Source organism: Thauera sp. 2A1, assembly GCF_009469595.2.
Lineage (GTDB): Bacteria > Pseudomonadota > Gammaproteobacteria > Burkholderiales > Rhodocyclaceae > Thauera.
The window spans coordinates 59,971-81,640 of sequence record NZ_SSXV01000020.1; the positions used below are offsets into that span (position 1 = coordinate 59,971).

A 21,670-nucleotide genomic window follows, 5' to 3' on the forward strand; every position below is an offset into this window, starting at 1 on the left:
GCAGGGCGCTGCGCTGGCCGGATGAACTGCGCCGGCGACATGCCACCTTCGCGAACGACCATGCCCCGCTTCTGCCTTCGATCCAGCCCACGATTCCCTGCCTGGCGCGCCTTCGCCGCCCTCCTGCTTGCCGGCCTGGCCCTGTCGTCCGCGGCCGGCGCCGCGCCGCCCGCCGGCCCTGAGCTGCCGCGCGCGCGCGCCGTGCCCGGCGGCGTGGCGATCATCGACCTGGGCGCATCGCCGGTGCCGCCGCAGGCCATGCTGGACGGCACACCGGTGCTCGTGGTCGATGAGGGCGGCCAGTGGCGCGCGGTGGCCGGGCTGCGCCTCGACACCGAGCCGGGCACGCACGAGCTCGTCGTACGCCGCGAGGGCGGCGCCGAGACGCGGCAGTCCTTCGTCGTGTCGCCGGTGCGCTATGCGGAACAGCGGCTGAAAGTCGCGCCCGGCAAAGTGGATCTCTCCGCCGAGGATCTGGCGCGTTACGAGCGCGAGCGCGACCACCTCGCCAGTGTCGCTACCACCCGCAGCGACATGCTGCCGGGTACGTTGCGCATGCTGCAGCCCGCCGCAGGGCGCCGTTCCAGCTCCTTCGGGCTGCGTCGCATCTTCAACGGCCAGCCGCGCAACCCCCACAGCGGCATGGACATCGCCGCGCCGGCGGGCGCGCCGGTGGTGGCCGCCGGGGCAGGGCGCGTCATCGACAGCGGCGACTATTTCTTCAATGGCGGCACGATCTGGCTCGACCACGGCAGCGGCCTGCTGACCATGTACTGCCACCTCAGCGCCATCGACGTGAAGCCGGGCGACGTCGTCGCTGCCGGGCAGCGCATCGGCGCGGTGGGAGCGACCGGCCGTGTCACCGGCCCGCACCTGCACTGGTCGGTCAGCCTCAACCGTGCAATGGTCGATCCGTCGCTGTTCCTCGACGAACCGGCGGCGGGCGGGCACTAGCACCATGGCGTTCGCTTCCGTCCACCTGCGCCCGGTGGCGCCGCGCAACCGGCCTCCGAGCCAGTGGCTGCGCCTTGCGCTCCCCCTGTTACTGATCTCGCTGCTGATCGGTGCCCTGAGCGCCGCTGCCTATCGCTACCTCGGGGGCGAGATCCGCCACGAGACGCATCGCACCCTGGCCGTCATCGCCGAACAGAAACGCCAGTCGATCGAAGCTTCGCTGGCCGAGATCAGGCTCGACGCGCAGTTGTACTTTTCCGGCCACTCGCGCATCGAGCAGGACTTTGCGCAGTGGTTGCGTACCGGGCGGCGCGACGACGCCGCGCTCGAGCGCATGCAGGGGTTCATGAATGCGGTGGCGCAGGCGCGCGCCTGGGCCGGCATCGCGGTGCTGGACGGCAGCGGTGAGCGCGTCGCGATGGCTGGCGATGCCGAGCTGAGCGGTCACGACGCGGTGATCGCCGACATCATGCGGCGGCCGCGGCTCGAATTCGTCGATCTACACCGCAATGCGCACGGCCTCGTCCAGTATGGTGTGCTCGTGCCGATCCGCGCCAGCGTCGGCGGCGCGCCGCAGGGCGTGGCCTACGTGGCCTTGCGCGCCGATTCGCTGCTCTACCCGATGGTGGGCTCCTGGCCGGTGCCGACGCGCACCGCGGAAACCTATCTCGTGCGCCGGGACGGCGATGCGGTGCGCTTCCTGACGCCGCTGCGCCATCGGCAGGACGCGGCGCTCGCGCTGGTCAAGCCGCTGGGGACGCCGGCGCTGCCGGCTGCGCGCGCAGTGAAGGGCGAGCGCGGCATCATCGAAGGCGGCCGCGACTACCGCGGCGTGGCGGTGCTGGCGTACGCATCGGCGGTGGCCGGAACCCCATGGATCATGCTCGCCGAGATCGACGAGCTGGAAGCCTATTCCGGCATCCGCACGCTGACCTGGGGTATGGGCGTGCTGCTGGGCACGGTGCTGCTGATGATCTATTCGTCCGGTTACCTGTTGTGGCGCCGCGACCGCCAGCGCCGCGAACTCGCCGCGCTGCAGGCGCGCCAGACGGCCGAGGCGCGCTTCCGCGTGATCTTCGAGCAGGCGCCGCTCGGCGTGGTGCTGCTCGATCCGCGCAGCGGCTGCATCACCGAGGCGAACCAGCGCTTCGCCGACATCGTCGGCCGCAGCCCGGCCGAGCTGGTCGGCGTGGAGCCTGCCGGCTTCACCCACCCGGACGACGTCGACGAGAGCCGCGACAAGGTCAGGCGCCTGGGCGCGGGCGAGATCGGGGGCTACCGCATCAACAAGCGCTACCTGCGGCCGGACGGCAGCGTCGTGTGGGTCAGCCTCACCTTCGCGCCGGTGCGGGTGGAGACCGAGGAGGCGCCGCGCTACCTCGGCATCGTCGAGGACATCACCGCGCGCAAGCAGATGGAGGAGCGCCTGCGCATCAGCGAGGAGCGCCATCGCCTGCTGGCGGACAACGCCATCGACGTCATCGTCACGCTGGACCTGGACGGCCGCTTCTCCTACGTCAGTCCCTCGGTCGAGCGCCTGCGCGGCTACACCGCCGACGAGGCGCTGCGGCAGACGCTGGACGAGGTCCTGACGCCGGACTCGCTCAACAAGGCGCGGGCCTACCTCGCCAGCCTTCGCGCCAGCCTGGCCAACGGGGGCGCGCTCGAGACCTTCCGCGGCGAGCTGGAGCACTGCTGCAAGGACGGCAGCACGGTGTGGGCGGACGTCACCGCCAGCCCCATCCTGAGCGCCGACGGCAGCTTCGTCGAGATCCTCGGCGTCACCCGCGACATCAGCGAGCGCATGCGCCACGAGCGCGAGCTGCAGCAGGCCTACGAAACCGCCGAGGCGGCCAACGCGGCCAAGAGCGAGTTCCTCGCGCACATGAGCCACGAGATCCGCACGCCGATGAATGCGGTGCTCGGCCTGGCGCAGGTGCTCGAACGCGAGCCGCTGGCCGACAACCAGCGCGAGATGGTCGAGCGCATCCGCAGCGCCGGCCAGTCGCTGCTGGCCATCCTCAACGACGTGCTCGACCTGTCCAAGATCGAGGCCGGCCAGTTGCGCATCGAGCCGCGCCCGTTCGAGCTGGGCGCGCTGCTGGCCAACCTCGACAGCCTGATGGGGCAGACCGCGCGCGCCAAGGGGCTGGTGCTGCGCACCTACGCGCCGGCCACGCCGTTGGGCCCGCTGGTGGGCGACGGCCTGCGCCTGGAGCAGGTGCTGTTCAACCTCACCGGCAACGCGATCAAGTTCACCGAGCAGGGCGAAGTGGCGCTGCTGGTGCAGGTGCGCGACAGCAGCGCGTCGGCGGTGCGGCTGCGCTTCGAGGTGCGCGACAGCGGCATCGGCATCGCCCCCGAGGCGCTGCAACGGCTGTTCGCGCCCTTCACCCAGGCCGATGCCGGCATCGGCCGCCGCTACGGCGGCACCGGGCTGGGGCTGTCGATCTGCAAGCGCCTGGTCGAGCTGATGGGGGGTGAGATCGGCGCCGAAAGCCAGCTCGGCCACGGCAGCGTGTTCTGGTTCGAATTGCCGTTCGCGCGCGCGGCCGAAGCCGACGCGCCGCCTGCGCCCGTCCGGTCGGCGGCACAGTCGGCCGGACCGCGGCTGGCTGGCGCCCATGTGCTGGTGGTCGACGACAGCGCGATGAACCGGGACCTGGTCGAGCGCGCTCTCAGGCTCGAGGGCGCCACCGCGACGCTGGCGGCAGACGGCCAGCAGGCGGTGCAGTTGCTGAAGACGAGGTCGCAGGGCTTCGACGCGGTGCTGATGGACGTGCAGATGCCGGTGATGGACGGGCTCAGCGCGATGCGCTTCATCCGCGCCGAGCTCGGCCTGCGCGAGCTGCCCATCATCGCCTTCACCGCCGGCGTGCGCGAGGATCAGCAGGCCGCGGCGCGCGACGCCGGCGCCAACGACGTGCTGCCCAAGCCGATGGACCTCGAGCAGATGGCGCAGGTGCTGGCGCGCTGGCTCGATGCCGGCCCGCGTGCTGCGGGCACTGCGTCCGCAGGCCCGATGCCGGCGGCGGCCGAGTCGGCCGGAGCGCCGCTGCCGGCAGCCGCTGCGACGACGGCCGCGCTTACCGACGGCTTTCCCGCCATCCCCGGCATCGACCGTGCGCGCGTGGTGCAGCGCCTGGGCAAGGATCCGGCGATGTTCCTCGGCCTGCTGGAGCTGTTCTTCGAGGACAACGCCGAGGCGGTGCCCAAAACGCGCGAGGATCTCGCCCGCGGCGATCGCGAAGCGGCCGCGCGCCGCATGCACACGCTGCGCAGCAATGCGGGCTTCATCTGCGCGCTGGACCTGATGGAATCGGCCGGTGCGCTGGAGCAGGCGATCGAGCAGGGCGCCAACGACATCGATGCGCGGCTCGACACCCTCGGTCGCCAGATCGACGCGCTGCAGGAGGCGAGCGGTCCCTGGCGGTGATCGGCCCCCGGAGGTGAGCGCACGCGATCGCCGGTGAAGCCCGCTGTGCCTGCAGCATCCTCCGGCGCAGGACGGAATTGACCTCGCGGTCGTCCGGGCTATGCTGAACAGGTTCGGGAAAGGGAGGGATGCATGGCAAGGCTTTCGATCTGGGTGTGCATGCTGGGACTCGTCGCGTCGACTTGCGTGCTCGGCGCGGCCGACGCTGCGCAGGTTTCCGTCCCGGGCACGCGCGTTGAACTGCAACCGCCGGAAGGCTTCAAGCCGTCCGGGCGTTTTCCAGGCTTCGAGCACGCTGCGCAGGGCGCCTCGATCATGGTCACCGAGATGCCCGCAGGGTACGCGCAATTGCGCGCCGCCTTCACCCGCGAAGGGCTGGCGTCGCGTGGCATGCAGCTCATCGAGGCGCAGGAGGTCATGTTGGCCGGCACTCGCGCCCATCTCGCACAGGTGAGCCAGAGTGCCGGCGGCATCGAGTTCCGCAAGTGGATGCTGCTGGCGCCGAATGGCAGCGAGAGCGTGCTGGTGGTCGGCACCGTGCCGCGCGCGGCGCCCGCGGCATTCGGTGATGCGGTGCGCCGCGCAGTTCTGAGCACTTCGCTGAAGACCTCCGGCGAGGTCGATTCCAGGGCCGGCCTGCCGTTCGAGGTCGACGCAGGCTCGCGACTCAAGGTCGCACGGCGCATGGGCAACATGCTGCTGCTCAACCCTGGCGGGACGATGACGCGCGCGTCGCCGGAGGAACCCCTGTACGTCGTCGGGCCCTCCGTCGGCGGGGCCGCGATTGGCGATCTGCAGCGCTTTGCCGAGCAGCGCGCACGACAGACCGCGGAGATCTCCGCCCTGCGCGGCATGCAGGGGCGCAGGCTGAAAGTGGATGGCCTCGAGGCCTACGAGATCGTGGCCGATGCGAGCGACCTGCGCAGCGGCTTGCCGCTGCGCTTCTATCAGGTCATCGCGCCCGATGGTACCGGCTACTTCATGTTCCAGGGCCTCGTCGGCAGCGGTAGCGCGGATCAGTATCTGGCGGAGTTTCGTCGCCTCACCGAGTCGTTCCGCCGCCGCGAGGCGACGGTCGCGAACGAGGCCGGCGCTGCGGCGGCCGGCCGCTAGGCGGCGCCTCGCCCGTCCGTGTACATGGCAGCCCCGTCAGTGCCTGGCACGGGCTGCACGGGCGGGTGCCGGGGCGGCGGGCGGTCTCCGGATCCCCGCGGCGGGCTCACAGCTTGAACAGGATCGTCAGTACCAGGCCGAGGTAGAGGGCGAGCCACGGCCAGCGAGGCTCGCTGGCGGAGACGACCACATGCCAGCCGACGAATGCGACCACGGCCAGCAGCGCTGGCCAGATCAGCAGCCAGTCGGCCCAGGTCGATGCATTTTCGTAGCGCGCCCGCGGCCTGTCGGTGTCTCGCGGGTAGGCAGATGCATCCGGGTTCGGGCTCAGCAGGAAATCCGTAATCTCGGGAATGCGACCCAGCATGGCATCGTGGCCGCCCAGGATGTACCTGACTTCCGTGAAGCCTGGCGGCTGGTGGTCGAAGCCATTGAACCCGGCGCTGCCGATGTCGTTGTCCAGCAATGCGTATATCCATCGCGGCTCGAAGAAGCGCGGAAACAGCGAAACCACCCAGTCGTCGGCTGCCACGTAGTTGAGCACCCGCGAAACCTGCCTGTTCTTGAAAACGGCTGGCCAGTCGTATTGTTTGCGCACGACGCTGCCGCCGAGCGCGACGCGATCGACCTGCAGCGAACCGTAGTCCCTGAGGGCCGCGGCGAGCAGGTAAGTGCCGTTGCTGTGGCCCACGAAATGCACGTGCCGGGCTTTCGGGTAACGGGCCAGCGTCTCGGTGTACTCATCCATGAACCACTTGACGTACTTGTCCCGTCCTGGCTGGAAAAGGAAGGGGCCCATGCCGAAATAGCCGTACCGGATCGAGGCGACGACGAGCTTTTCGTGCGCCCCGGCGAGTTCCTTGAAGCGCGCCTGCAAGGCTTGCTCGAAGGCGGCGGCCCATTCGCCGCGGTCGCGAATCCCATGCACCACGAAGACGATGTGGCTGACGTCGTCGTCGGTGTTGAAGGCTTGCTCCTCGTTTGCGCGCTTCACCTCCCCGAAGTCGCGGGTGGCGGCGAGCAGGAATTTGTCGCGGCGGTAGTCCCCCATCTTCAGCTCGCCGTAGGCGGTCGGATCGGAAAAATTCGAGATGTCCGCATGGCCCGTTCCGCGCACGCGAAGCCAGGCGAAGTTCGCCGAGGCCATCGCGCGGAGGTCCTTGTTGTCGGCATCGCTCACGACGTCGTCGATGTCGCCGAGCAGTTGCACGATCTCGATCGGCTTCGCCGATGCAGACTGGAAATGCCGCATCCACTCCAGGCGCAGGTTGGCGACGAAGGGCGCTCCCGTCTCGGCCGCCATGATCAGCTTCCCGGTGCCGGTGAGCCGGCCGAACCAGGAGCCGGACCAGAAGGCCACCCAGCGTCCCCCGCTCATGTCCGCAGGCTTGTGTTTTGAAATGTCCCAGCCCCGGTTCATTCCCGCCAGCAGCACCATGCGCGACACTGCTTCCGGCCACCTTGCGCCGTCGTGCGTCCCCTGCAGGTAGGCCTGGCGGACGATCAGCGCGCCGAGACTCTGGCCGATGAGCACGACTCCGGTGTGCCGTCGAGGGTCGAAATGCCTGCCGATCTCCGCGCTCACGTTCGCTGCGAGCTTGCGCGGGTCGGCATTGGCGTACAGGGGCAGGCGGTTGAGCAGTGGAACGCCGGCAAGGAGGGTCGCCCGGTAGCGCAGGGTCAGCACCGTGCCGCGAGGCGACAGCGCGGACCGGATCTGGGGCCAGTCCTTGCCCTGATCCAGCCCATGCACGACGACATACAGGGGCGCGCGGCCTGGTAGATGGCCTCCCGGCTCGTGCATCTCGGGCGTGACTCGCTCGTCCGGCGTCCGGTCCACGAGGCCGAGGCGGCCGATGACGACCATGATGAGGAGCGCGGCAAGCACCAGGATCGGAAAGTAGCCAAGCATGCCCTTGCTCCTCATGGGTGCGCGCCCCTTGTCGGCGACCGAAACGATGCATTCATCTTGGCATGCGGTCCGGCGCCCTGCCAGCCGATGTCCCGGGCATGCGGCGCCGTTCCCCGGTCGGCTCCAGGATGCCTGGATCGAGCCGAGTCGACAGGCTCGCGTTAGACTCTCGCCGAGGGTCCCTCGCCGGGGGACGGGTACATCGCAGCCAAGTCCCGCTTCCCATGCAACCCGTCGTCGTCATCGTCATCGCGCAGTTGTTCGGCACCTCGCTGTGGTTCTCGGCCAACAGTGCGGCCGACGACCTGATCCGCAACTGGGGCATCGCGCCGGCCGATATCGGCACGATGACCAACGCGGTGCAACTGGGCTTCATCCTCGGCACACTGGCCTTCGCCTTTTCCGGCCTCGCGGACCGCTTCGCCGCCAGCCGCATCTTTGCCGTGTGCGCGGCGCTGGGCGCGCTCGGCAATGCGGCTTTCGCGCTGTTCGCCCACGACCTGGCGACGGGCGTGCCGCTGCGCTTTGCCGTCGGCCTGTGCCTGGCGGGCGTCTATCCGCTGGGCATGAAGCTGGTGGTGACCTGGGTACCGGAGCGCGCCGGGGCGGCGCTGGCGTGGCTGGTGGGCATGCTGACCCTGGGTTCGGCGCTGCCGCACGGCATCCGCGTGGCCGGCGGCGGGCTGCCGTGGCAGGTGACGATCCTGGTGTCGTCGGGCCTCGCGCTGGCGGCAGCGGCCATGGTGTTCCGCCTCGGCGACGGGCCGCACCTGGCGCGCCGCGCCGGCGCCGCCACGCTGCACCTCGGGCGGGTGCTTTACAGCTTCTCGATCCCCGCCTTCCGCGCCTCTGCGCTGGGCTATTTCGGCCACCAGTGGGAGTTGTATGCCTTCTGGACGCTGGTGCCGGCCCTGGTGGCGGGCAGCGGGCTGGCCGCGCCCGGCAGCGCGGCGCTGTCCGGGCTGTCGTTCGCCATCGTCGGCATCGGCGCGCTGGGCTGCATCGCCGGCGGGCGCCTGAGCCACCGCATCGGCAGCGCGCGTGTCGCGGCGATCGCGCTGGCGCTGTCGGCGGCGTGCTGCGCGCTGTTTCCGCTGGCGGTCGATCTGCCCGGTTGGCTGAAGCTCGCGCTGCTGCTGGCGTGGGGTGCCAGCGTGGTGGCCGATTCGCCGCATTTCTCGGCGCTGTCGGCGCGCGCCAGCCCGCCCGAACTCGTCGGCAGCGCACTCGCCCTGCAGAACGCGATCGGCTTTGCCATCACCATGGTGTCGATCCAGCTCGGTACGCGCTGGATCGGCGACTGGCACGCGCACATCGCCTGGCTGCTGCTGCCCGGTCCGCTGTTCGGCCTGCTGGGCCTGATGCCGCTGTGGCGCCGCGGCGAGGCCCCGGCCGGCTGACTGCGTTCAGCGCGTTGCGGAACCGGTGGCGAGCGCGCCACGACGATCGTTGCCTGGCTGGCGCGACGGGCCGGCAAGCCCGAGGCACGCCGGGCGGCCGATCTCCCGCCTCCATTTGTCAATTCTTGCGAAACGAACAATCAAGGGAGTGCCGGTTTATTGATGTGAGCGGTGCGAATAAAATCACTAGCCGTATTCGTGCCGCAGTCCGCCCATGTCGTCGCCCCTCGTCATCCTGATCCTGTCCCTGCTGCTCGGCCTGCAGCCGATCACCACCGATCTTTACCTGCCGGCGCTGCCCGCCCTGACCGAGGCTTTCGGCACCGTGCCGGCGCGCGCGCAACTGACGCTCACCGCGCTGCTGCTCGCTTTCGGCCTGTCACAACTGGTGTGGGGGCCGGTGTCGGACGCGGTGGGGCGGCGCAAGGTGCTGCTGGTCGGACTGGCCGGCTACACGCTGGCGGCGGTCGGCAGCGCGCTGGCCGCGTCGATCGAGGCGCTGGTGGTGTGGCGCACCGTGCAGGGCGCCTGCATGGGCGCGGGCACCGTGTGTGCGCGTGCCATCGTGCGCGACCTCTATGCACCGGAGCAGGGCGCGCGTGCGATGAGCAAGGGCCTGTCGGGGCTGGGCGTGGCCGCCTGCCTGAGCCCGCCGCTGGGCGGCCTGGTCGCTGAGTTGTTAGGGTGGCGCGCCGCGCTGATGTCGCTGGTGCTGTTCGGGGCGGCCACGCTGTTCGTGATCGCGCGCCATTTCGACGAGACACTGCAGGAGCGGAATCCCGAAGCGCTGCGGCCGGCCTTGCTGGCAGGCACTGTGGGCCACATCCTGGGCAACGGCACCTTCTGGGCCTTCACGCTGCTGTCCTCCGCTTCGTTCGGTGGGCTGTTCAGCTTTCTGGCTTCATCTTCCTTCGTCTTCATCAAGCTGTTCGGCTTTTCGTCGACGGCCTACGGCATGGTGCTGCTGTCGCTGTCGGCCTTCTACATCACCGGCACCATGCTGTGCCGGCGCATGTTGCTGCGCATCGGCGTGCAGGGCGCGGTGCGGGTGGGCGGGCTGCTGTCCCTGTGCGGCGGCGGGCTGATGGTTGCGCTGCTGCTGGCGGGCGTGAACAGCCCGTGGGCGGTGATGGCGCCGGCGTGGATCTACATGCTGGGCCACGGCATCCACCAGCCCTGCGGGCAGAGCGGGGCGATCGGCCCCTTTCCCGGCGCCGCCGGCGCCGCTTCGGCCTTGGCCGGCTTCCTGATGATGGTGGTGGCGTTCGGTGCCGGCAGTTGGATGGGAGCGCACATGGACGGCACGGCGGCGCCGTTGATCGAGGGCATGGCGTTCTGGAGTGTCACGGTGGCGCTGGTGGCGTGGATCCTGGTGCAGCGCACTGGCCCCCGGGCGGCATCGCGCTGAGGCGCGCAAGCGCATGCGGCCGGGGTGGTGTGCTCGGCGGCGGGAGCGTAGGGATATACTTCCACATTGAAATGATTAAGCAGGCTGTGCCGCTTCGCGGCAACCAGACGCGCCAACGACCGACGCCACCATGACCACGAGAAAAACCAACCGCTTCCTGCCCGACAGCGAATCTTTCCGCTACGAGGATTTCCCCTTCTACTGGCTCGCGCGGGTACATGCCACCTATGCGCTCGAGATGGAGCGTGTGTTGAAGAAGCTGGGTACCGATATCCCGACCCGGCGCGTGCTGATGATGCTGCGCCTGCACGGCACGGTGAGCGTGTCGGAGCTGTCGACCCATTCCGTCATCAAGCTATCTACGCTGACACGCATCATCCAGCGCATGCGCGAAGAGGCCCTGGTCGAGACGCGCACCAATGATGAGGACGCGCGCATCACCGACGTGTCCATCACGCCCAAGGGCGAGGAACTCGCCGACCGCATCCAGCAGGCGACGCGCAAGGTCTTCGCGAAGGGCTACCAGGGCCTCACCGAGGCGCAACTCGCCAAGTTCACCGAGACCCTGCAGGTGATCTTCAAGAACTTCACCGACGACTGAGATCGTCGGCGCGCTTGGGTGCGGTGGTCAGCCTTCGAAGCCGTCGCACTGGCCGGCCGTCTGGCCCCGTACCCAGTTGCGGTGCGCGTCCGGCGACGGACGGTTGTTCCCTTCGCATTGAAGATTGCCGTCGATCCGGTTGCGGCCGTCGAGCGCTCTCAGAAAGGCAACGAGCGCCGCCCTTTCTGCCGCGCTCAAGCCGAGCGGGGCGATCAGCGGACTCTGTTCCGGCGCGCCGCCGCCGCCGCGGTCATAGAACTCCACCACCGCCTCGAGCGTGGGCAGCGAGCCGTCGTGCATGTAGGGCGCGGTGCGGGCGACGTCGCGCAGCATGGGCGTCTTGAAGGCCCAGCGATCGGCCGGGTCGCGGGTGATCTCGAAGCGACCGAGGTCGCTGCGCGGCGGTGCGCCGATGCTGCGCAGGGTCGCGGCATTCATTGGAGCGCTGACACCGGGCGCAAGCTCGATTTCGACTTGCCGTGCCGGTTGGTCGCGCAGCCAACCGATGCCGGTGTTGTGGTAGCGGAAATCGGAAAACAGCGCGCTGCGCTCGCCGATCAGGTGGCAGGTGGCGCAGCGGCCCTTGCCGGTGAACACGGCGTACCCCAGTTTCTCTTCGGCGCTCAGCGCATCGGGGGCGCCTGCGTAGCGGTAGCGGTCGAAGCGCGAATCGCCCGACAGCAGCGTGCGCTCGAAGCTGGCCAGCGCTTCGCCCACGGTGTCGGCGCTGGCACTGCGTCCGGCGAAGGCGGCCTCGAAGCGGCCGGCATAGTCGGGCAGGGCGCGCAGATGGTCCAGCACATGGCCGATGGAAGGGTTGGCCATCTCGTCGGGTGCCAGCAGCGGGCCCCACACCTGGGTTTCGAGCGCCCCGTCGCGGCCGTCGTGGAACAGGCGCGGATGGTAGGCGACATCGAGCAGCGTGGGGGCGTTGCGGCGCACGCTGGCGCCTTCGTTGCCCACCGGGGTGCGCAACTCGTTCGACGTGAAGCCCTGCTCCGGCACGTGGCACATCGCGCACGACATCGTGCCGTTGAAGGACAGCCGCCGGTCGAAGAACAGCTTGCGGCCGAGTTCGATCTTCGCTGCGGTGGGCGGATTGTGCGCGGGGTAGGGCAGAGGCGGCAGGCCGAGCGGCACGGCAATCGACGCCGCTTGCGCCGCGCGCGGCGCTTGCGCAGGCGCGGCAGCGGAGGAGCACAGCAGGGCGCCGAGCAGCCCCAGCTCAGCGATCGGCCGTCTCCAGCAGCAGCGTCTCGATGTCATTGAGCATCACCTCGGGCAGCAGGAAGGCGCTGGTGTAGATCTCGCGCACGCGCCCGCGGGCGTCGATCAGGAACAGCTTCAGCGTGTGGTTCAGCACGCGCGTGGGGCGCCCGTGCTCGTCGAGCTCCACCGCCACGTCCTGGCCGAGATCGTCCAGCAGCGGCTTCAGTTCCGTCACCGAACGCGTCGTCAGGAAGTGCCAGCGCAGCGGACTGGCCGGATCGGCCAGGGCGCCGGCGTAGCGCTTCATCGCTGCCGGGTCGTCGTTGGTCGGATCGAAGGACAGGCTCACCAGCCGCACCTGGCGTGCTCGCTCGGGATTCTCGAGCAGACGTCGGCGCAGTGTCGTCATTGTCTCGAAGGCCAGCGGGCAGCCGATGGGATCGACGCAATAGGTGTACATGAAGCACAACAGCGTGACCCGTCCGGTGGTGAAGCGCGAGAACGCCTGGCGTCGGCCGTCGATGTCCAGCACCAGCCCTTCCGGCACGCGCTGGATCGGCGGCAGGCCATAGCTGCCCGGCGGCGGTGCAACGAAGTCCTGCACTGGCGCTTTCGGCGCCATTTCGGGCGAGGCTGCACCATGGCCGAACGGGGCGAACGACAGCGTGCACGCCGCTAGCAGCAGCGCACACGGCGTGCGCCGTGGAACCCCGATCATGCGCGGAATCTTCGCGTTCCGGCCACCCGATTGCCGCCCGATCGCGCTGTGGCCATTGCTCACTGCCGCATCGACGCGACCCGCGGCGCGTCCTCGACCGACGCACGCGTGTCCGTCCTGGCCGAGAATTTCATGTGGTGCGCGCGGCCGAGGTTCAGCTTGTAGAAATCGATCGCAAACTGCTCGGTCAGCGCCTTGCCGTCCCAGTGATACAGCTTCAGGAACTGTTCGTCGTCGGCGCCTCGCTTGTCCCAGTTGCCCAGCAGGCTGCTGGTAAAATACACCCGCTTGCCGTCCCAGCTCTGGCTCACCATGTTCACCTGCCTGCCGATCACCTTCTCGTAGGTCTGCACCGGCGCTTCCGGGTTGGTGAGGTCGAAGTAGCGCGCCTTGCCGTCCATGAAGGTGTTCACCCACAGGCCCTTCGCGTCGGCGGTGATGGAAATGTCCACCGGCAGCGGGATCGTCGACGGGTCGCCGACGTCGGCCACGGCCCTGGCCTGCCATTCTCCGGCGGCGTCCTGCTTCACCAGTACCAGTTTGGAGGTCAGCGCCGTGGCGGTGATGGCCCAGTTGTCGCCGGCCTTCAGCGACCAGCGGATCTCCAGCGGCGAGCCCGGTACGCTCATCACCTTCTCCGGCTTCATCGCCTTGAGGTTCCACATCACCATGGTGTTGCCGAAGCGCTTCATCGCCTCGGCATCCTGAACCAGCTTGCCGAAATCCATCATGTAGTTGTTCCAGCCGGTGAAGCTGGAGGTGAGTAGCGCGTTCTTCTGCGGGTTGATGCCGATATCGTAGCCATAGCCGTCCGCCGCCACGCCGTTGTGCGCGCCGGTGGGCATGTCGTACTTGGCGACGAATTCGCCCTTGTTGTTGTACACGGCCATGCCGGTGCGTCCGCCGTGGTCCTGCGTGTTCGACAGCCCCTGCACCAGCATGCGGCCGGGCAGGGCGTAGAAGGTGTGGGGGCCGACGAAGCCGGTCCTGTCGGCGAAGTCGACGATCGTGCGCACCAGCCTTGGCTTGCCAGGGTTGCTGCCGATGTCGAAGACGAAGATCTTGTTGTCGTCCAGCCGGCCCGCCCACAGGTAGCGGCGATCGTCGGTGAAGCCGCCGTGGTGCGCTTCGCCACGCCCGCCCACGCTCAGCGTGTGGACCACCTTGCCGTAGTCCTTCGACTTCGGATTCACGTCGACGGTCACCAACTTGTCGGATTCGTCGCCCATGCCCTTCACGCCCAGCGTCCATACATGGACAAAATCTTCCTGGCCCTTGATCAGGGTGCTCAGGTAGGGCGAGTTGCAGGTTTCGTCGGCGGCAACCGGCGTCGTCGCGAACAGCGCCAGCAGCATCGACGTTGCCAGTGCCGTCGGGGTAGGCAACTTCTTCATTGCACGTCTCCTTCTCTGTCGGGATCAAAACGCCAGCCATGCGTGGAGACGGGATCTGCTATCCGCAAGGCATGGCCAGGCGGTCGTGCTTTGACCGTAGAAGCCCTTGCGCCGGGTGTCAATGCCGCTCACGAGTTTGTCGAGATTTATTTATAATCTCGACAAACAGGATTGGGTCGCGCAGGTTCTGCCGATTCAAACGCCGGCGATTTCCCGCCGCACCCGACACTCGAGGAAAACCAATGAATCAAGCCTCCGCAGGCGCCAGCGCCCTACCGATCACGTCGGCCGAAGACATCGGCCAGCGCACCCGCATGCGCGCGCTGGCGGGCAGCGCCATCGGCAGTGCGGTGGAGTGGTACGACTACTTCCTGTACGGCACCATGGCCAGCATCATCTTCGGCCGCCTGTTCTTTCCGTCGGCAGACAAGACCACCGAAACCCTGCTGTCCCTGGCCTCGTTTGCGCTCGCCTTCGTCGTGCGTCCGCTGGGCGGCATCCTGTTCAGCCACATCGGCGACAGGATCGGACGCAAGAAGACCCTGGTGATGACGCTGTCGCTGATGGGCGCGTCCACCGCGTGTATGGGTCTGCTGCCCGATCATGCCGCCATCGGCGTGTGGGCCGGCGTCCTGCTCACCCTGCTGCGCCTGATCCAGGGCCTGGCACTGGGCGGCGAATGGGGCGGCGGCCTGCTGCTGGCGGTGGAATACGCGCCCAAGGCCAAGCGGGGCTTCTACGGTGCCGTGCCGCAGGTGGGGGCGCTGATCGGCCTCGCGCTGGGCAACTTCACCGTCGCCGGCATGAACGCCATCCTGACCGAGGAGCAGTTCCTGTCGTGGGGCTGGCGCATTCCCTTCCTGCTGTCGATCCTGCTGGTGCTGTTCGGCCTGTGGGTGCGCAAGGCGGTCGATGAGACGCCGTCGTTCCAGAAGGTGCGCGCCGGCGGCCACACCGCCAAGCTGCCGATCGCCGAGACGCTGAGCAAGCACGGCCGGGCGGTGCTGGTCACCATCGGCGCCAAGTTCATCGAGACCTCCACCTTCTTCCTGTTCGCCACCTTCACCGTGTCGTACGCGGTGTCGCTCGGCTACACGCGGGCGCAGGCGCTCAATGCGGTGCTGGTCGCCGCCCTCGTGGCGATCCCGGTGATGCTGTTCATGGGCGCGCTGTCGGACCGCATCGGCCGCAAGAAGCTGTTCGCCGTCGGCACCGTGCTGGTGATGATCTACATCCTCCCCTTCCTGTGGATGGTGAACCAGAAGGATCCGCTGCTGCTGACCATCGCCACCGTCGTCGGCTTCGGCGTCATCTGGTCCATGTACGGCGCCGTGCTGGGCACCTTCTTCGCCGAGAGCTACACCGCCGACGTGCGCTACACCGGCGCCTCGCTCGGCTACCAGATCGGCGCGGCGCTGGTCGGCGGCCCCGCGCCGCTGATCGCCACCGCCCTGCTTGCGGCCTATGCCAGCTATGTGCCGGTGGGCATCTTCATAATCGTCTGCGGCCTGATCTCGCTGCTGGCGATCTCCTTCGCCAAGGAGCGGGCGGGCGCCGATCTGGACTGACGCGCCCCGGCAGGCGCGCGGCCGGCGAGACCGATGCCAGGCAGCGCGAGGCAGCCAGGCTCGGGAACGGTCGAGCGCTGCAGGAAGCCGCGAATCTCGCCGGCCGGGAAGGCGGTCGTGTGGATGTTGAAGTCGACGGAGCCTGTGCTGGTCGCGCCCGGCGCTTCCGGGCTCAGGCTCGCTGTTTAACTTCATCGTTCCCTTCAGGGCTTACCAATCCGTACCTGCTTGCCTTTCAGAAGCTGCCTTCCTAATGTGCATGAAGCATTCGAGAATGCGAATCACACGCGAAGCTGACGATTGGCAGTACGGGTACGCTCACCAATGGCCAGAAGCGACCTGTGCCGAGTTCGTTCGCGGCGGTTCAACAAGAAGACCATTCCTGTCCAGGAGACTGTAATGCTCGATTCACTCAGAACCCCGATGACTGTCGTGGGACGGATTCTGCTTGCGCTGATGTTCGTGCTGGCCGGCGTCGGCAAGCTGACCAACGTCGGTGGGACGGCCGCCTACATGGGTAGCGCCGGGTTGCCGGCTCTCCCGGCGCTGGCGGTGCTGGTCGGACTGATCGAACTTTTTGGCGGCCTCGCCGTCGCAAGCGGATTCCTCGCACGCTGGGCAGCGCTGGGATTGGCCGTATTCACCGTCGTGGCGAGCCTCATGTTCCACCGCTACTGGTCGCTGCCGGCGGACCAGCAGATGGTCCAGCAACTGCTGTTCATGAAGAACATGGCTGCGGCCGGCGGCCTGCTCATCCTCGCCGCCCTGGGGCCCGGGCCGGCGAGTCTGGGTGGCAAGTCAAACGTTTGAAGCGAGCCGGAACGAGATCGGCTGACGTCGGTGCGACGCCGTCAACAGCGCCGTGCGGACGGCAGGAAGCGCCCTGTTCACGAGCTTCCACACCACCCTGCTGCACCACGGCATGATCATCGTCGGTGTGCCGTATTCGGAAACGCGCCAGCCACGCTTCATGGACGCCCTGCAGCGGATGCGCCGACAGCCAGCCAGCGGCGAGCAGCCGTCGGGCAGCCTCGGACACGCCATCACGGCGGGTGCGGCGTGGATCAGTAATGCGGCGTCTCGTTGGGCCGCAGGTCGAACAGCAGCACTTCGGCCCGATCGCCGTTGGCGAAGTCGATGGTGCGCGGATTGCGCAGCTTGAGCGCGTCGCCGGCGACGAGGCGCTGCCCGCCGACGTCGAGGGAACCGCGCGCGACGTGGACATAGGCGAAACGGTTGGCCGGCATCTCGAAGCGCTGGACTTCGTCGCCATCGAACAGTCCGGCATACACACGGGTGTCCTGATACACCGACAGCGAATTGTCGGCGCCGTCGGGTGAGATGATCAGCCGCAGCCGGCCGCGCTTGTCGGCCGGGGCGAAGTGCCGCTGCTGGTAGCGCGGCTCGACACCCTTGCGGTCGGGTACGATCCATATCTGCAGGAAATGCACGAGACCGTTGCGCGAGGCGTTGTATTCGCTGTGACGCACGCCGGTGCCGGCGCTCATCATCTGCACATCGCCCGGACGGATCACCGAGCCGGTACCCATGGAATCCCTGTGCTCGAGCGCGCCGTCGAGGACGTACGAGAAGATCTCCATGTCGCGGTGGCCATGGGTGTCGAAGCCGCGACCGGGGCGCACGTGGTCCTCGTTGATCACGAGCAGGTCGGAGAACCCCATGTGTTCGGGGTCGTAGTAGCTGCCGAAGGAGAAGCTGTGCAGCGAATGTAGCCAGCCGAAATTCGCAAGACCGCGTGCGGCGGCCGGTCTGAGTTCCATCATGTGCGCATCCTCCTCGCGGTTTGCGTTTGCTTGTCGGGCAGGCATCCCCGCAGGGCGCCCGCCCAGCCTCGGGCCTCAGCCCTTGATCGCTTCCAGCGACACGGTGATGGTCACGTCGTCGCCCACGTGCGGCGCGTACTTGCCGGCGTTGAACTCGGTGCGCTTGATCACGACGGTGGCGTCGGCGCCGATGGCGTCCTTCTTCAGCATCGGGTGCGGCATGTTGATGAAGTTGGTGACTTTCAGCGTCACCGGCTTGGTTACGCCCTTGATCGTCAGGTTGCCGTCGATGCTCGCCGGCTTGTCGCCGGCGAAGTTCACCTTGGTCGACTTGAAGGTGGCGGTCGGGTACTTGGCGGTGTCGAGGAAGTCCTCGCCCTGGATGTGCTCGTTGAAGGTGTCGTAGCCGGTGTTGACCGACTTCATGTCGATCGTGATGTCGACCGAACCGGTCTTGGCCGCCTTGTCCAGCACGACGGTGCCGGTGGTCTTGTCGAACTTCGACAACTGCGTCGACATGCCGAAATGGCTGTACGAGAAGCGCGGGAAGGTGTGGGTGCCGTCGACCGAGTAGGTTTCCGGTGCAGCGAACGCCGGTGTGGCGGCAGCGGCGGCGATGATGAGGGCGGCGGAGAGTTTGGCGATGCGGTTCATGGATTTGTCCTCTTTGGATGAAGAAGTGGAGCGGGTTGGGGGTTTGAGGGAGGGTTTTTACTTGGCTGCAGCGGCGATGCGGAACTTGATCACCACGTCATTGGCGACGATGTCGAAGGCCTTCCAGGCGCCTTCGCCGATCGAGAAATCGCCGCGCTTGATGGTCAGGCTGCCGTCGAACACGCCGGCGTTGCCCTGCGGCGTGAAGGTGGCGGGCACCACGACGTCCTTGGTCGTGCCCTTGATCGTCAGCTTGCCGGCCACTTCGTACTTGTTGCCGCCCAGGGCCTTGACGGCGGTCGATTCGAAGCGGGCGGTGGGGAAGGCCTTGGTGTTGAACCAGGTCTTGGCCGCCACCTCGGCGTCGCCCTCCGAACTGCCGGTATCGACGCTGGCCAGGTCGACATCGATCGCGGCCCGGGCCGCAGTCGGCGCTGCCGGGTCGAACCTGAGCTGGCTGGCGAATTTCTTGAACCGGCCGTCCATGGACACGCCCATCTGCTGATAGCCGAAGGCGATCTGGCTCTTGTCCGCCTGGACCTGGCTGTATTCCACGGCGTGGGCGCCGCCGGCAAGGGCGAGTGTCGAGAGAAGTGCGAGCGCGATGCGTTTCATGATGGTTTGTCCTCTGGCGGCCTGTGCGGACCGCGATCCGTGCGATTGCGATGGGCGTACTTTAGTCCGCCGAAGCGGAGCGAAATAGGCCACAATCGGCAAATCACCATTGCCACAAAAGCAACAATGAACCGACTGGATGCGATGAATCTGTTCGTGCGGGTGGCCGATCTGGGCAGCTTTGCGGCCGTGGCCAACCAGCTCGGTGTGGCGCGCTCGGTGGTGACGCGCCAGATCGCGGCGCTCGAGGAGCATCTGGGCGTGAAACTGATGGTGCGCACGACGCGGCAACTGACGCTGACCACGGCAGGAACGAGCTACCTGCAGAAATGCCGCACCATCCTGGACCTGATCGACGCGGCCGAGGCCGACGTGATGGAAGAGCGGCTGACCCCGCGCGGCAACCTGCGCGTCAGCCTGCCGCTGAGTTTCGGCCTCAAGCGCATCGCGCCCTTGCTGCCGGACTTTCTCAAGCGCTACCCCGACATCAGCCTTGCGCTGGATTTCACCGATCGCCACGTCAATCTGATCGACGAAGGCGTCGATCTGTCCGTCCGCATCACGCCACGGCTCGATCCGGGCGATGTCGCGCGCAAGCTCAGCGAAATGCGCCTGCTGGCGGTCGCGGCGCCCGCCTATCTGGCGCAGCACGGGCGCCCGGCGGATCCGTCCGAGTTGTCGGCGCACGCCTGCCTGGGCTACTCACCAAAGGCGAACAACCGCCCGTTGACCTTCCAGATCGACGGCCAGACGGAGAACATCTACCTGCCCTTCCGCCTGCAGGCCAACAACGGCGATGCGCTGGCCGAAGCCGCCGCGCAGGGGCTGGGCATCACGCTGCAGCCGGATTTCATCGTGGCGGACTACCTGGCCAGCGGCGCGCTCGAACCCGTGCTCGAGCGCTTCGAGCCGCCGCCGCTGGGCATCTATGCGATGCTGCCGAGCAACCGCTACCTGCCGCATCGCGTGCGGGCGCTTATCGACTTCCTCGCCGCTGCACTGGGGCAGGGCGCCTGAACGCGCTGGTGGCCGTGCGCCGCCTGGCCGGCTGCGTCACGGCGGCGCCGCGTGGGCGCCAGACCAGCCGAATCTGCGGCCGATGCGGCGGAGCGGCCATGCCGTCGGGCGGCCTGCGCCTCAGTTGATAGGTGACGAGACCGGCCCCACCGATCGCGACGGCTGGCGCATCAGCACGAATTCCTCGGCCGCCGTCGGATGGACGGCGAGGGTGCGATCGAAATCGCGCTTGGTGGCGCCGCAGGTCATGGCGACGGCAAGGCTCTGCACGATTTCCGGGGCGTCGGCACCGATCATGTGGATGCCCAGCACACGCTCGCTGAGGCCGTCGACCACCAGTTTCATGTAGCTGCGCGCGTCGCTGCCGGCGAAGGCCGTCTTCATCGGCCGGAAGTCCGCCTCGTACACATCCACCGGACCGAGCTTCATGGCGTCGGCCTCCGACAGGCCGACCGTGGCGATCGGCGGATCGGTGAACACCGCGCTGGCCACGGTGCGATGGTCAACCCGGACGTGCCTGCCGCCGAACTCGGTGTCGGCGAAGGCGCGGCCTTCGGCGATGGCCACCGGCGTCAGGTTGACGCGGTCGGTCACGTCACCGATCGCCCAGATGCCGGGCGCGCTGCTGCGGCTGTCGGCATCCACCGCGACGGCGCCGCCGGCGGTGAGGCGCACACCCGCTTCCTCCAGCCCCAGGCCCGCGGTGTTCGGTCGCCGGCCGGTGGCGTTGAGCGCGGCGTCGGCGGTCAGCACCGAGCCATCGGCACGCTGCAGCGCAAAGCCCGACTCGCCGCGCTGCAGTGCCTTCAGCCCCACGCCGGCTGCCAGCGTGATGCCGCGCGCTTCGAGCGCCTGCGCCAGCCGCGTGCGCAGGTCGGTATCGAAGCCGCGCAGCGGATGGGTGGCGCGGTAGGCGACGGTGACCTTCGACCCCAGCCCCGCCAGGATGCTGGCGAACTCCATGGCGATGTAGCCGCCGCCGATGACGAGCAGCGACTTTGGCACCTCGCGCAGGTTCAGCACGTCGTTGGACGTCATCGCCAGCTCGAGCCCGGGCAGGGCGTCGTGCGCCGGCGCGCCGCCGGTGGCGATCAGGATGCGACCCGCGCGCAGCGTGCGCCCGTCGATGTCGACCGTATCGGGGGCCAGCAAGCGGGCGCGGCCGAGTGCCAGCTCGACGCCGCCGTCGGCCAGCATCTTGCGGTAGATGCCTTCCAGGCGATCGATCTCGCGCGCCTTGGCGTCCGCCCAGCGCGACATCTCGAAGCGGCCGCTGACGTCGGTCCAGCCGTAGCCTGACGCCTCCTGCAGCGCCTGGGCGTACCCGGCGGCGTACATCATCAGCTTCTTCGGCACGCAGCCGCGGATCACGCAGGTGCCGCCGACGCGGTCGGCCTCGGCGATCAGCACGCGCGCGCCATGTGCCGCCGCCCGCCGCGACGCCGCCACACCGCCGGAACCGGCGCCGATGACGATCAGATCGAATTGCTCGCTCACTCGGGGTCTCCTTTACACTCCAGCCGTGGATGCGCGAAACCGGCTGGGCCCATGACCGATAGCCGGCTGTCAGAGTGGGGTGCCAGCGTGGGCGGGGCATGGACCACACCAACCATCCACGGGCCGGCCGGGAAACCGGTCGGCCATCCACCGACGCTTGTGCTTGCCCGCCACACCAGGGGTGCGCGCCGGTCTCATTTTCCGGCATGTATCGGCTGCCTCGGAATCCCTAACTCCGGTCGAAGGGGCGCGTCCCTACCTGATTCGCGCGGCGCGCACCGCCCGCAGTCTATGCCGAACGGCGCCGCGATGTCAGCGCTTGTCTCGCATAGCGACTGGCGCGGCAGGGCGACCCATCGCCGGCGCAGGTGGCGAAGCTGGCTGCGACGG

18 protein-coding genes are annotated in these 21,670 nt (G+C 68.3%); 9 read left to right on the forward strand and 9 right to left on the reverse strand.

Features of this window, described 5'->3' with window-relative positions:
• The first annotated feature begins 60 nt into the window (after positions 1-60).
• The 3 genes from GH664_RS16690 (at position 61) to GH664_RS16700 (ending at position 5,503) form a co-directional block, all read left to right on the forward strand.
• On the forward strand, positions 61-954 hold the full coding sequence (locus tag GH664_RS16690; protein WP_153169197.1) for a peptidoglycan DD-metalloendopeptidase family protein: 894 nt from the start codon (positions 61-63) through the stop codon (positions 952-954).
• 4 nt (positions 955-958) lie between these two features.
• Positions 959-4,390, forward strand: a complete 3,432-nt coding sequence (locus GH664_RS16695; protein WP_153169198.1) for a PAS domain S-box protein — start codon at positions 959-961, stop codon at positions 4,388-4,390.
• Between the two features lie 132 nt (positions 4,391-4,522).
• Positions 4,523-5,503: a hypothetical protein gene (locus tag GH664_RS16700; protein WP_153169199.1), complete on the forward strand. Its 981-nt coding sequence runs from the start codon at positions 4,523-4,525 to the stop codon at positions 5,501-5,503.
• A gap of 106 nt (positions 5,504-5,609) precedes the next feature.
• Here GH664_RS16700 and GH664_RS16705 read toward each other — a convergent pair whose 3' ends face one another.
• Positions 5,610-7,415 carry a hypothetical protein gene (locus GH664_RS16705; protein ID WP_153169200.1) on the reverse strand — a complete coding sequence of 602 codons (1,806 nt, stop codon included), beginning with the start codon at positions 7,413-7,415 and terminating at the stop codon, positions 5,610-5,612.
• Between the two features lie 224 nt (positions 7,416-7,639).
• Between GH664_RS16705 and GH664_RS16710 the strand changes: the two genes are divergently transcribed.
• From GH664_RS16710 to GH664_RS16720, 3 genes are all read left to right on the forward strand, one after another.
• On the forward strand, positions 7,640-8,815 hold the full coding sequence (locus tag GH664_RS16710; protein ID WP_153169201.1) for an MFS transporter: 1,176 nt from the start codon (positions 7,640-7,642) through the stop codon (positions 8,813-8,815).
• A gap of 214 nt (positions 8,816-9,029) precedes the next feature.
• Positions 9,030-10,223 carry a Bcr/CflA family efflux MFS transporter gene (locus GH664_RS16715; RefSeq protein WP_153169202.1) on the forward strand — a complete coding sequence of 398 codons (1,194 nt, stop codon included), beginning with the start codon at positions 9,030-9,032 and terminating at the stop codon, positions 10,221-10,223.
• 130 nt (positions 10,224-10,353) lie between these two features.
• Positions 10,354-10,824, forward strand: a complete 471-nt coding sequence (locus GH664_RS16720; protein WP_153169203.1) for a MarR family winged helix-turn-helix transcriptional regulator — start codon at positions 10,354-10,356, stop codon at positions 10,822-10,824.
• Between the two features lie 27 nt (positions 10,825-10,851).
• On the opposite strand, the gene GH664_RS16725 is transcribed toward GH664_RS16720, so the two are convergent.
• From GH664_RS16725 to GH664_RS16735, 3 genes are read right to left on the reverse strand one after another with little or no spacing between them, the layout of a single operon-like run.
• Positions 10,852-12,090, reverse strand: a complete 1,239-nt coding sequence (locus tag GH664_RS16725; RefSeq protein WP_153169204.1) for a cytochrome-c peroxidase — start codon at positions 12,088-12,090, stop codon at positions 10,852-10,854.
• Positions 12,050-12,751, reverse strand: a complete 702-nt coding sequence (locus tag GH664_RS16730; RefSeq protein ID WP_228111582.1) for an SCO family protein — start codon at positions 12,749-12,751, stop codon at positions 12,050-12,052. Before GH664_RS16730 ends, GH664_RS16725 begins: the two co-directional genes overlap by 41 nt.
• A 59-nt stretch (positions 12,752-12,810) precedes the next feature.
• Complete coding sequence (locus GH664_RS16735) at positions 12,811-14,145, reverse strand: selenium-binding protein SBP56-related protein (RefSeq protein ID WP_153169205.1); 1,335 nt, start codon at positions 14,143-14,145, stop codon at positions 12,811-12,813.
• A 242-nt stretch (positions 14,146-14,387) separates the two neighbouring features.
• Here GH664_RS16735 and GH664_RS16740 point away from each other — a divergent pair, with 242 nt between their 5' ends.
• The gene (locus GH664_RS16740; protein WP_153169206.1) at positions 14,388-15,713 is read left to right on the forward strand and encodes an MFS transporter; all 1,326 of its coding nucleotides are present in this window, start codon (positions 14,388-14,390) and stop codon (positions 15,711-15,713) included.
• Here GH664_RS16740 and GH664_RS23940 read toward each other — a convergent pair.
• On the reverse strand, positions 15,617-15,889 hold the full coding sequence (locus GH664_RS23940) for a CHRD domain-containing protein (protein ID WP_368857358.1): 273 nt from the start codon (positions 15,887-15,889) through the stop codon (positions 15,617-15,619). The two genes, GH664_RS16740 and GH664_RS23940, sit on opposite strands and share 97 nt — an antisense overlap.
• A gap of 223 nt (positions 15,890-16,112) precedes the next feature.
• On the opposite strand from GH664_RS23940, the gene GH664_RS16745 reads away from it, so the two are divergent.
• On the forward strand, positions 16,113-16,523 hold the full coding sequence (locus GH664_RS16745; protein ID WP_153169207.1) for a DoxX family protein: 411 nt from the start codon (positions 16,113-16,115) through the stop codon (positions 16,521-16,523).
• A 254-nt stretch (positions 16,524-16,777) separates the two neighbouring features.
• On the opposite strand, the gene GH664_RS16750 is transcribed toward GH664_RS16745, so the two are convergent.
• From GH664_RS16750 to GH664_RS16760, 3 genes are all read right to left on the reverse strand, one after another.
• Entirely contained in the window at positions 16,778-17,497 is a 720-nt protein-coding gene (locus tag GH664_RS16750) for a pirin family protein (RefSeq protein ID WP_153169208.1), read from the reverse strand.
• Positions 17,498-17,572: 75 nt separating this feature from the next.
• The gene (locus tag GH664_RS16755; RefSeq protein WP_153169209.1) at positions 17,573-18,151 is read right to left on the reverse strand and encodes a YceI family protein; all 579 of its coding nucleotides are present in this window, start codon (positions 18,149-18,151) and stop codon (positions 17,573-17,575) included.
• Positions 18,152-18,208: 57 nt separating this feature from the next.
• Complete coding sequence (locus GH664_RS16760) at positions 18,209-18,766, reverse strand: YceI family protein (RefSeq protein ID WP_153169210.1); 558 nt, start codon at positions 18,764-18,766, stop codon at positions 18,209-18,211.
• A gap of 126 nt (positions 18,767-18,892) precedes the next feature.
• Between GH664_RS16760 and GH664_RS16765 the strand changes: the two genes are divergently transcribed.
• Positions 18,893-19,783 carry a LysR family transcriptional regulator gene (locus tag GH664_RS16765; RefSeq protein ID WP_153169211.1) on the forward strand — a complete coding sequence of 297 codons (891 nt, stop codon included), beginning with the start codon at positions 18,893-18,895 and terminating at the stop codon, positions 19,781-19,783.
• 120 nt (positions 19,784-19,903) lie between these two features.
• Here the strand turns inward: GH664_RS16765 and gorA are convergent, their stop codons facing one another.
• Positions 19,904-21,280: a glutathione-disulfide reductase gene (gene gorA / locus GH664_RS16770; RefSeq protein WP_153169212.1), complete on the reverse strand. Its 1,377-nt coding sequence runs from the start codon at positions 21,278-21,280 to the stop codon at positions 19,904-19,906.
• Positions 21,281-21,670: the final 390 nt, after the last annotated feature.

Excerpts from the sequence above, each read along its gene's own strand:
- GH664_RS16690 (WP_153169197.1), top strand. The coding sequence starts at position 61 with ATGCCCCGCTTCTGCCTTCGATCCAGCCCACGATTCCCTGCCTGGCGC.
- GH664_RS16695 (WP_153169198.1), top strand. The coding sequence starts at position 959 with ATGGCGTTCGCTTCCGTCCACCTGCGCCCGGTGGCGCCGCGCAACCGG.
- GH664_RS16700 (WP_153169199.1), top strand. The coding sequence starts at position 4,523 with ATGGCAAGGCTTTCGATCTGGGTGTGCATGCTGGGACTCGTCGCGTCG.
- GH664_RS16705 (WP_153169200.1), bottom strand. The coding sequence starts at position 7,415 with ATGCTTGGCTACTTTCCGATCCTGGTGCTTGCCGCGCTCCTCATCATG.
- GH664_RS16710 (WP_153169201.1), top strand. The coding sequence starts at position 7,640 with ATGCAACCCGTCGTCGTCATCGTCATCGCGCAGTTGTTCGGCACCTCG.
- GH664_RS16715 (WP_153169202.1), top strand. The coding sequence starts at position 9,030 with ATGTCGTCGCCCCTCGTCATCCTGATCCTGTCCCTGCTGCTCGGCCTG.
- GH664_RS16720 (WP_153169203.1), top strand. The coding sequence starts at position 10,354 with ATGACCACGAGAAAAACCAACCGCTTCCTGCCCGACAGCGAATCTTTC.
- GH664_RS16725 (WP_153169204.1), bottom strand. The coding sequence starts at position 12,090 with ATGACATCGAGACGCTGCTGCTGGAGACGGCCGATCGCTGAGCTGGGG.
- GH664_RS16730 (WP_228111582.1), bottom strand. The coding sequence starts at position 12,751 with ATGATCGGGGTTCCACGGCGCACGCCGTGTGCGCTGCTGCTAGCGGCG.
- GH664_RS16735 (WP_153169205.1), bottom strand. The coding sequence starts at position 14,145 with ATGAAGAAGTTGCCTACCCCGACGGCACTGGCAACGTCGATGCTGCTG.
- GH664_RS16740 (WP_153169206.1), top strand. The coding sequence starts at position 14,388 with ATGAATCAAGCCTCCGCAGGCGCCAGCGCCCTACCGATCACGTCGGCC.
- GH664_RS16745 (WP_153169207.1), top strand. The coding sequence starts at position 16,113 with ATGCTCGATTCACTCAGAACCCCGATGACTGTCGTGGGACGGATTCTG.
- GH664_RS16750 (WP_153169208.1), bottom strand. The coding sequence starts at position 17,497 with ATGATGGAACTCAGACCGGCCGCCGCACGCGGTCTTGCGAATTTCGGC.
- GH664_RS16755 (WP_153169209.1), bottom strand. The coding sequence starts at position 18,151 with ATGAACCGCATCGCCAAACTCTCCGCCGCCCTCATCATCGCCGCCGCT.
- GH664_RS16760 (WP_153169210.1), bottom strand. The coding sequence starts at position 18,766 with ATGAAACGCATCGCGCTCGCACTTCTCTCGACACTCGCCCTTGCCGGC.
- GH664_RS16765 (WP_153169211.1), top strand. The coding sequence starts at position 18,893 with ATGAACCGACTGGATGCGATGAATCTGTTCGTGCGGGTGGCCGATCTG.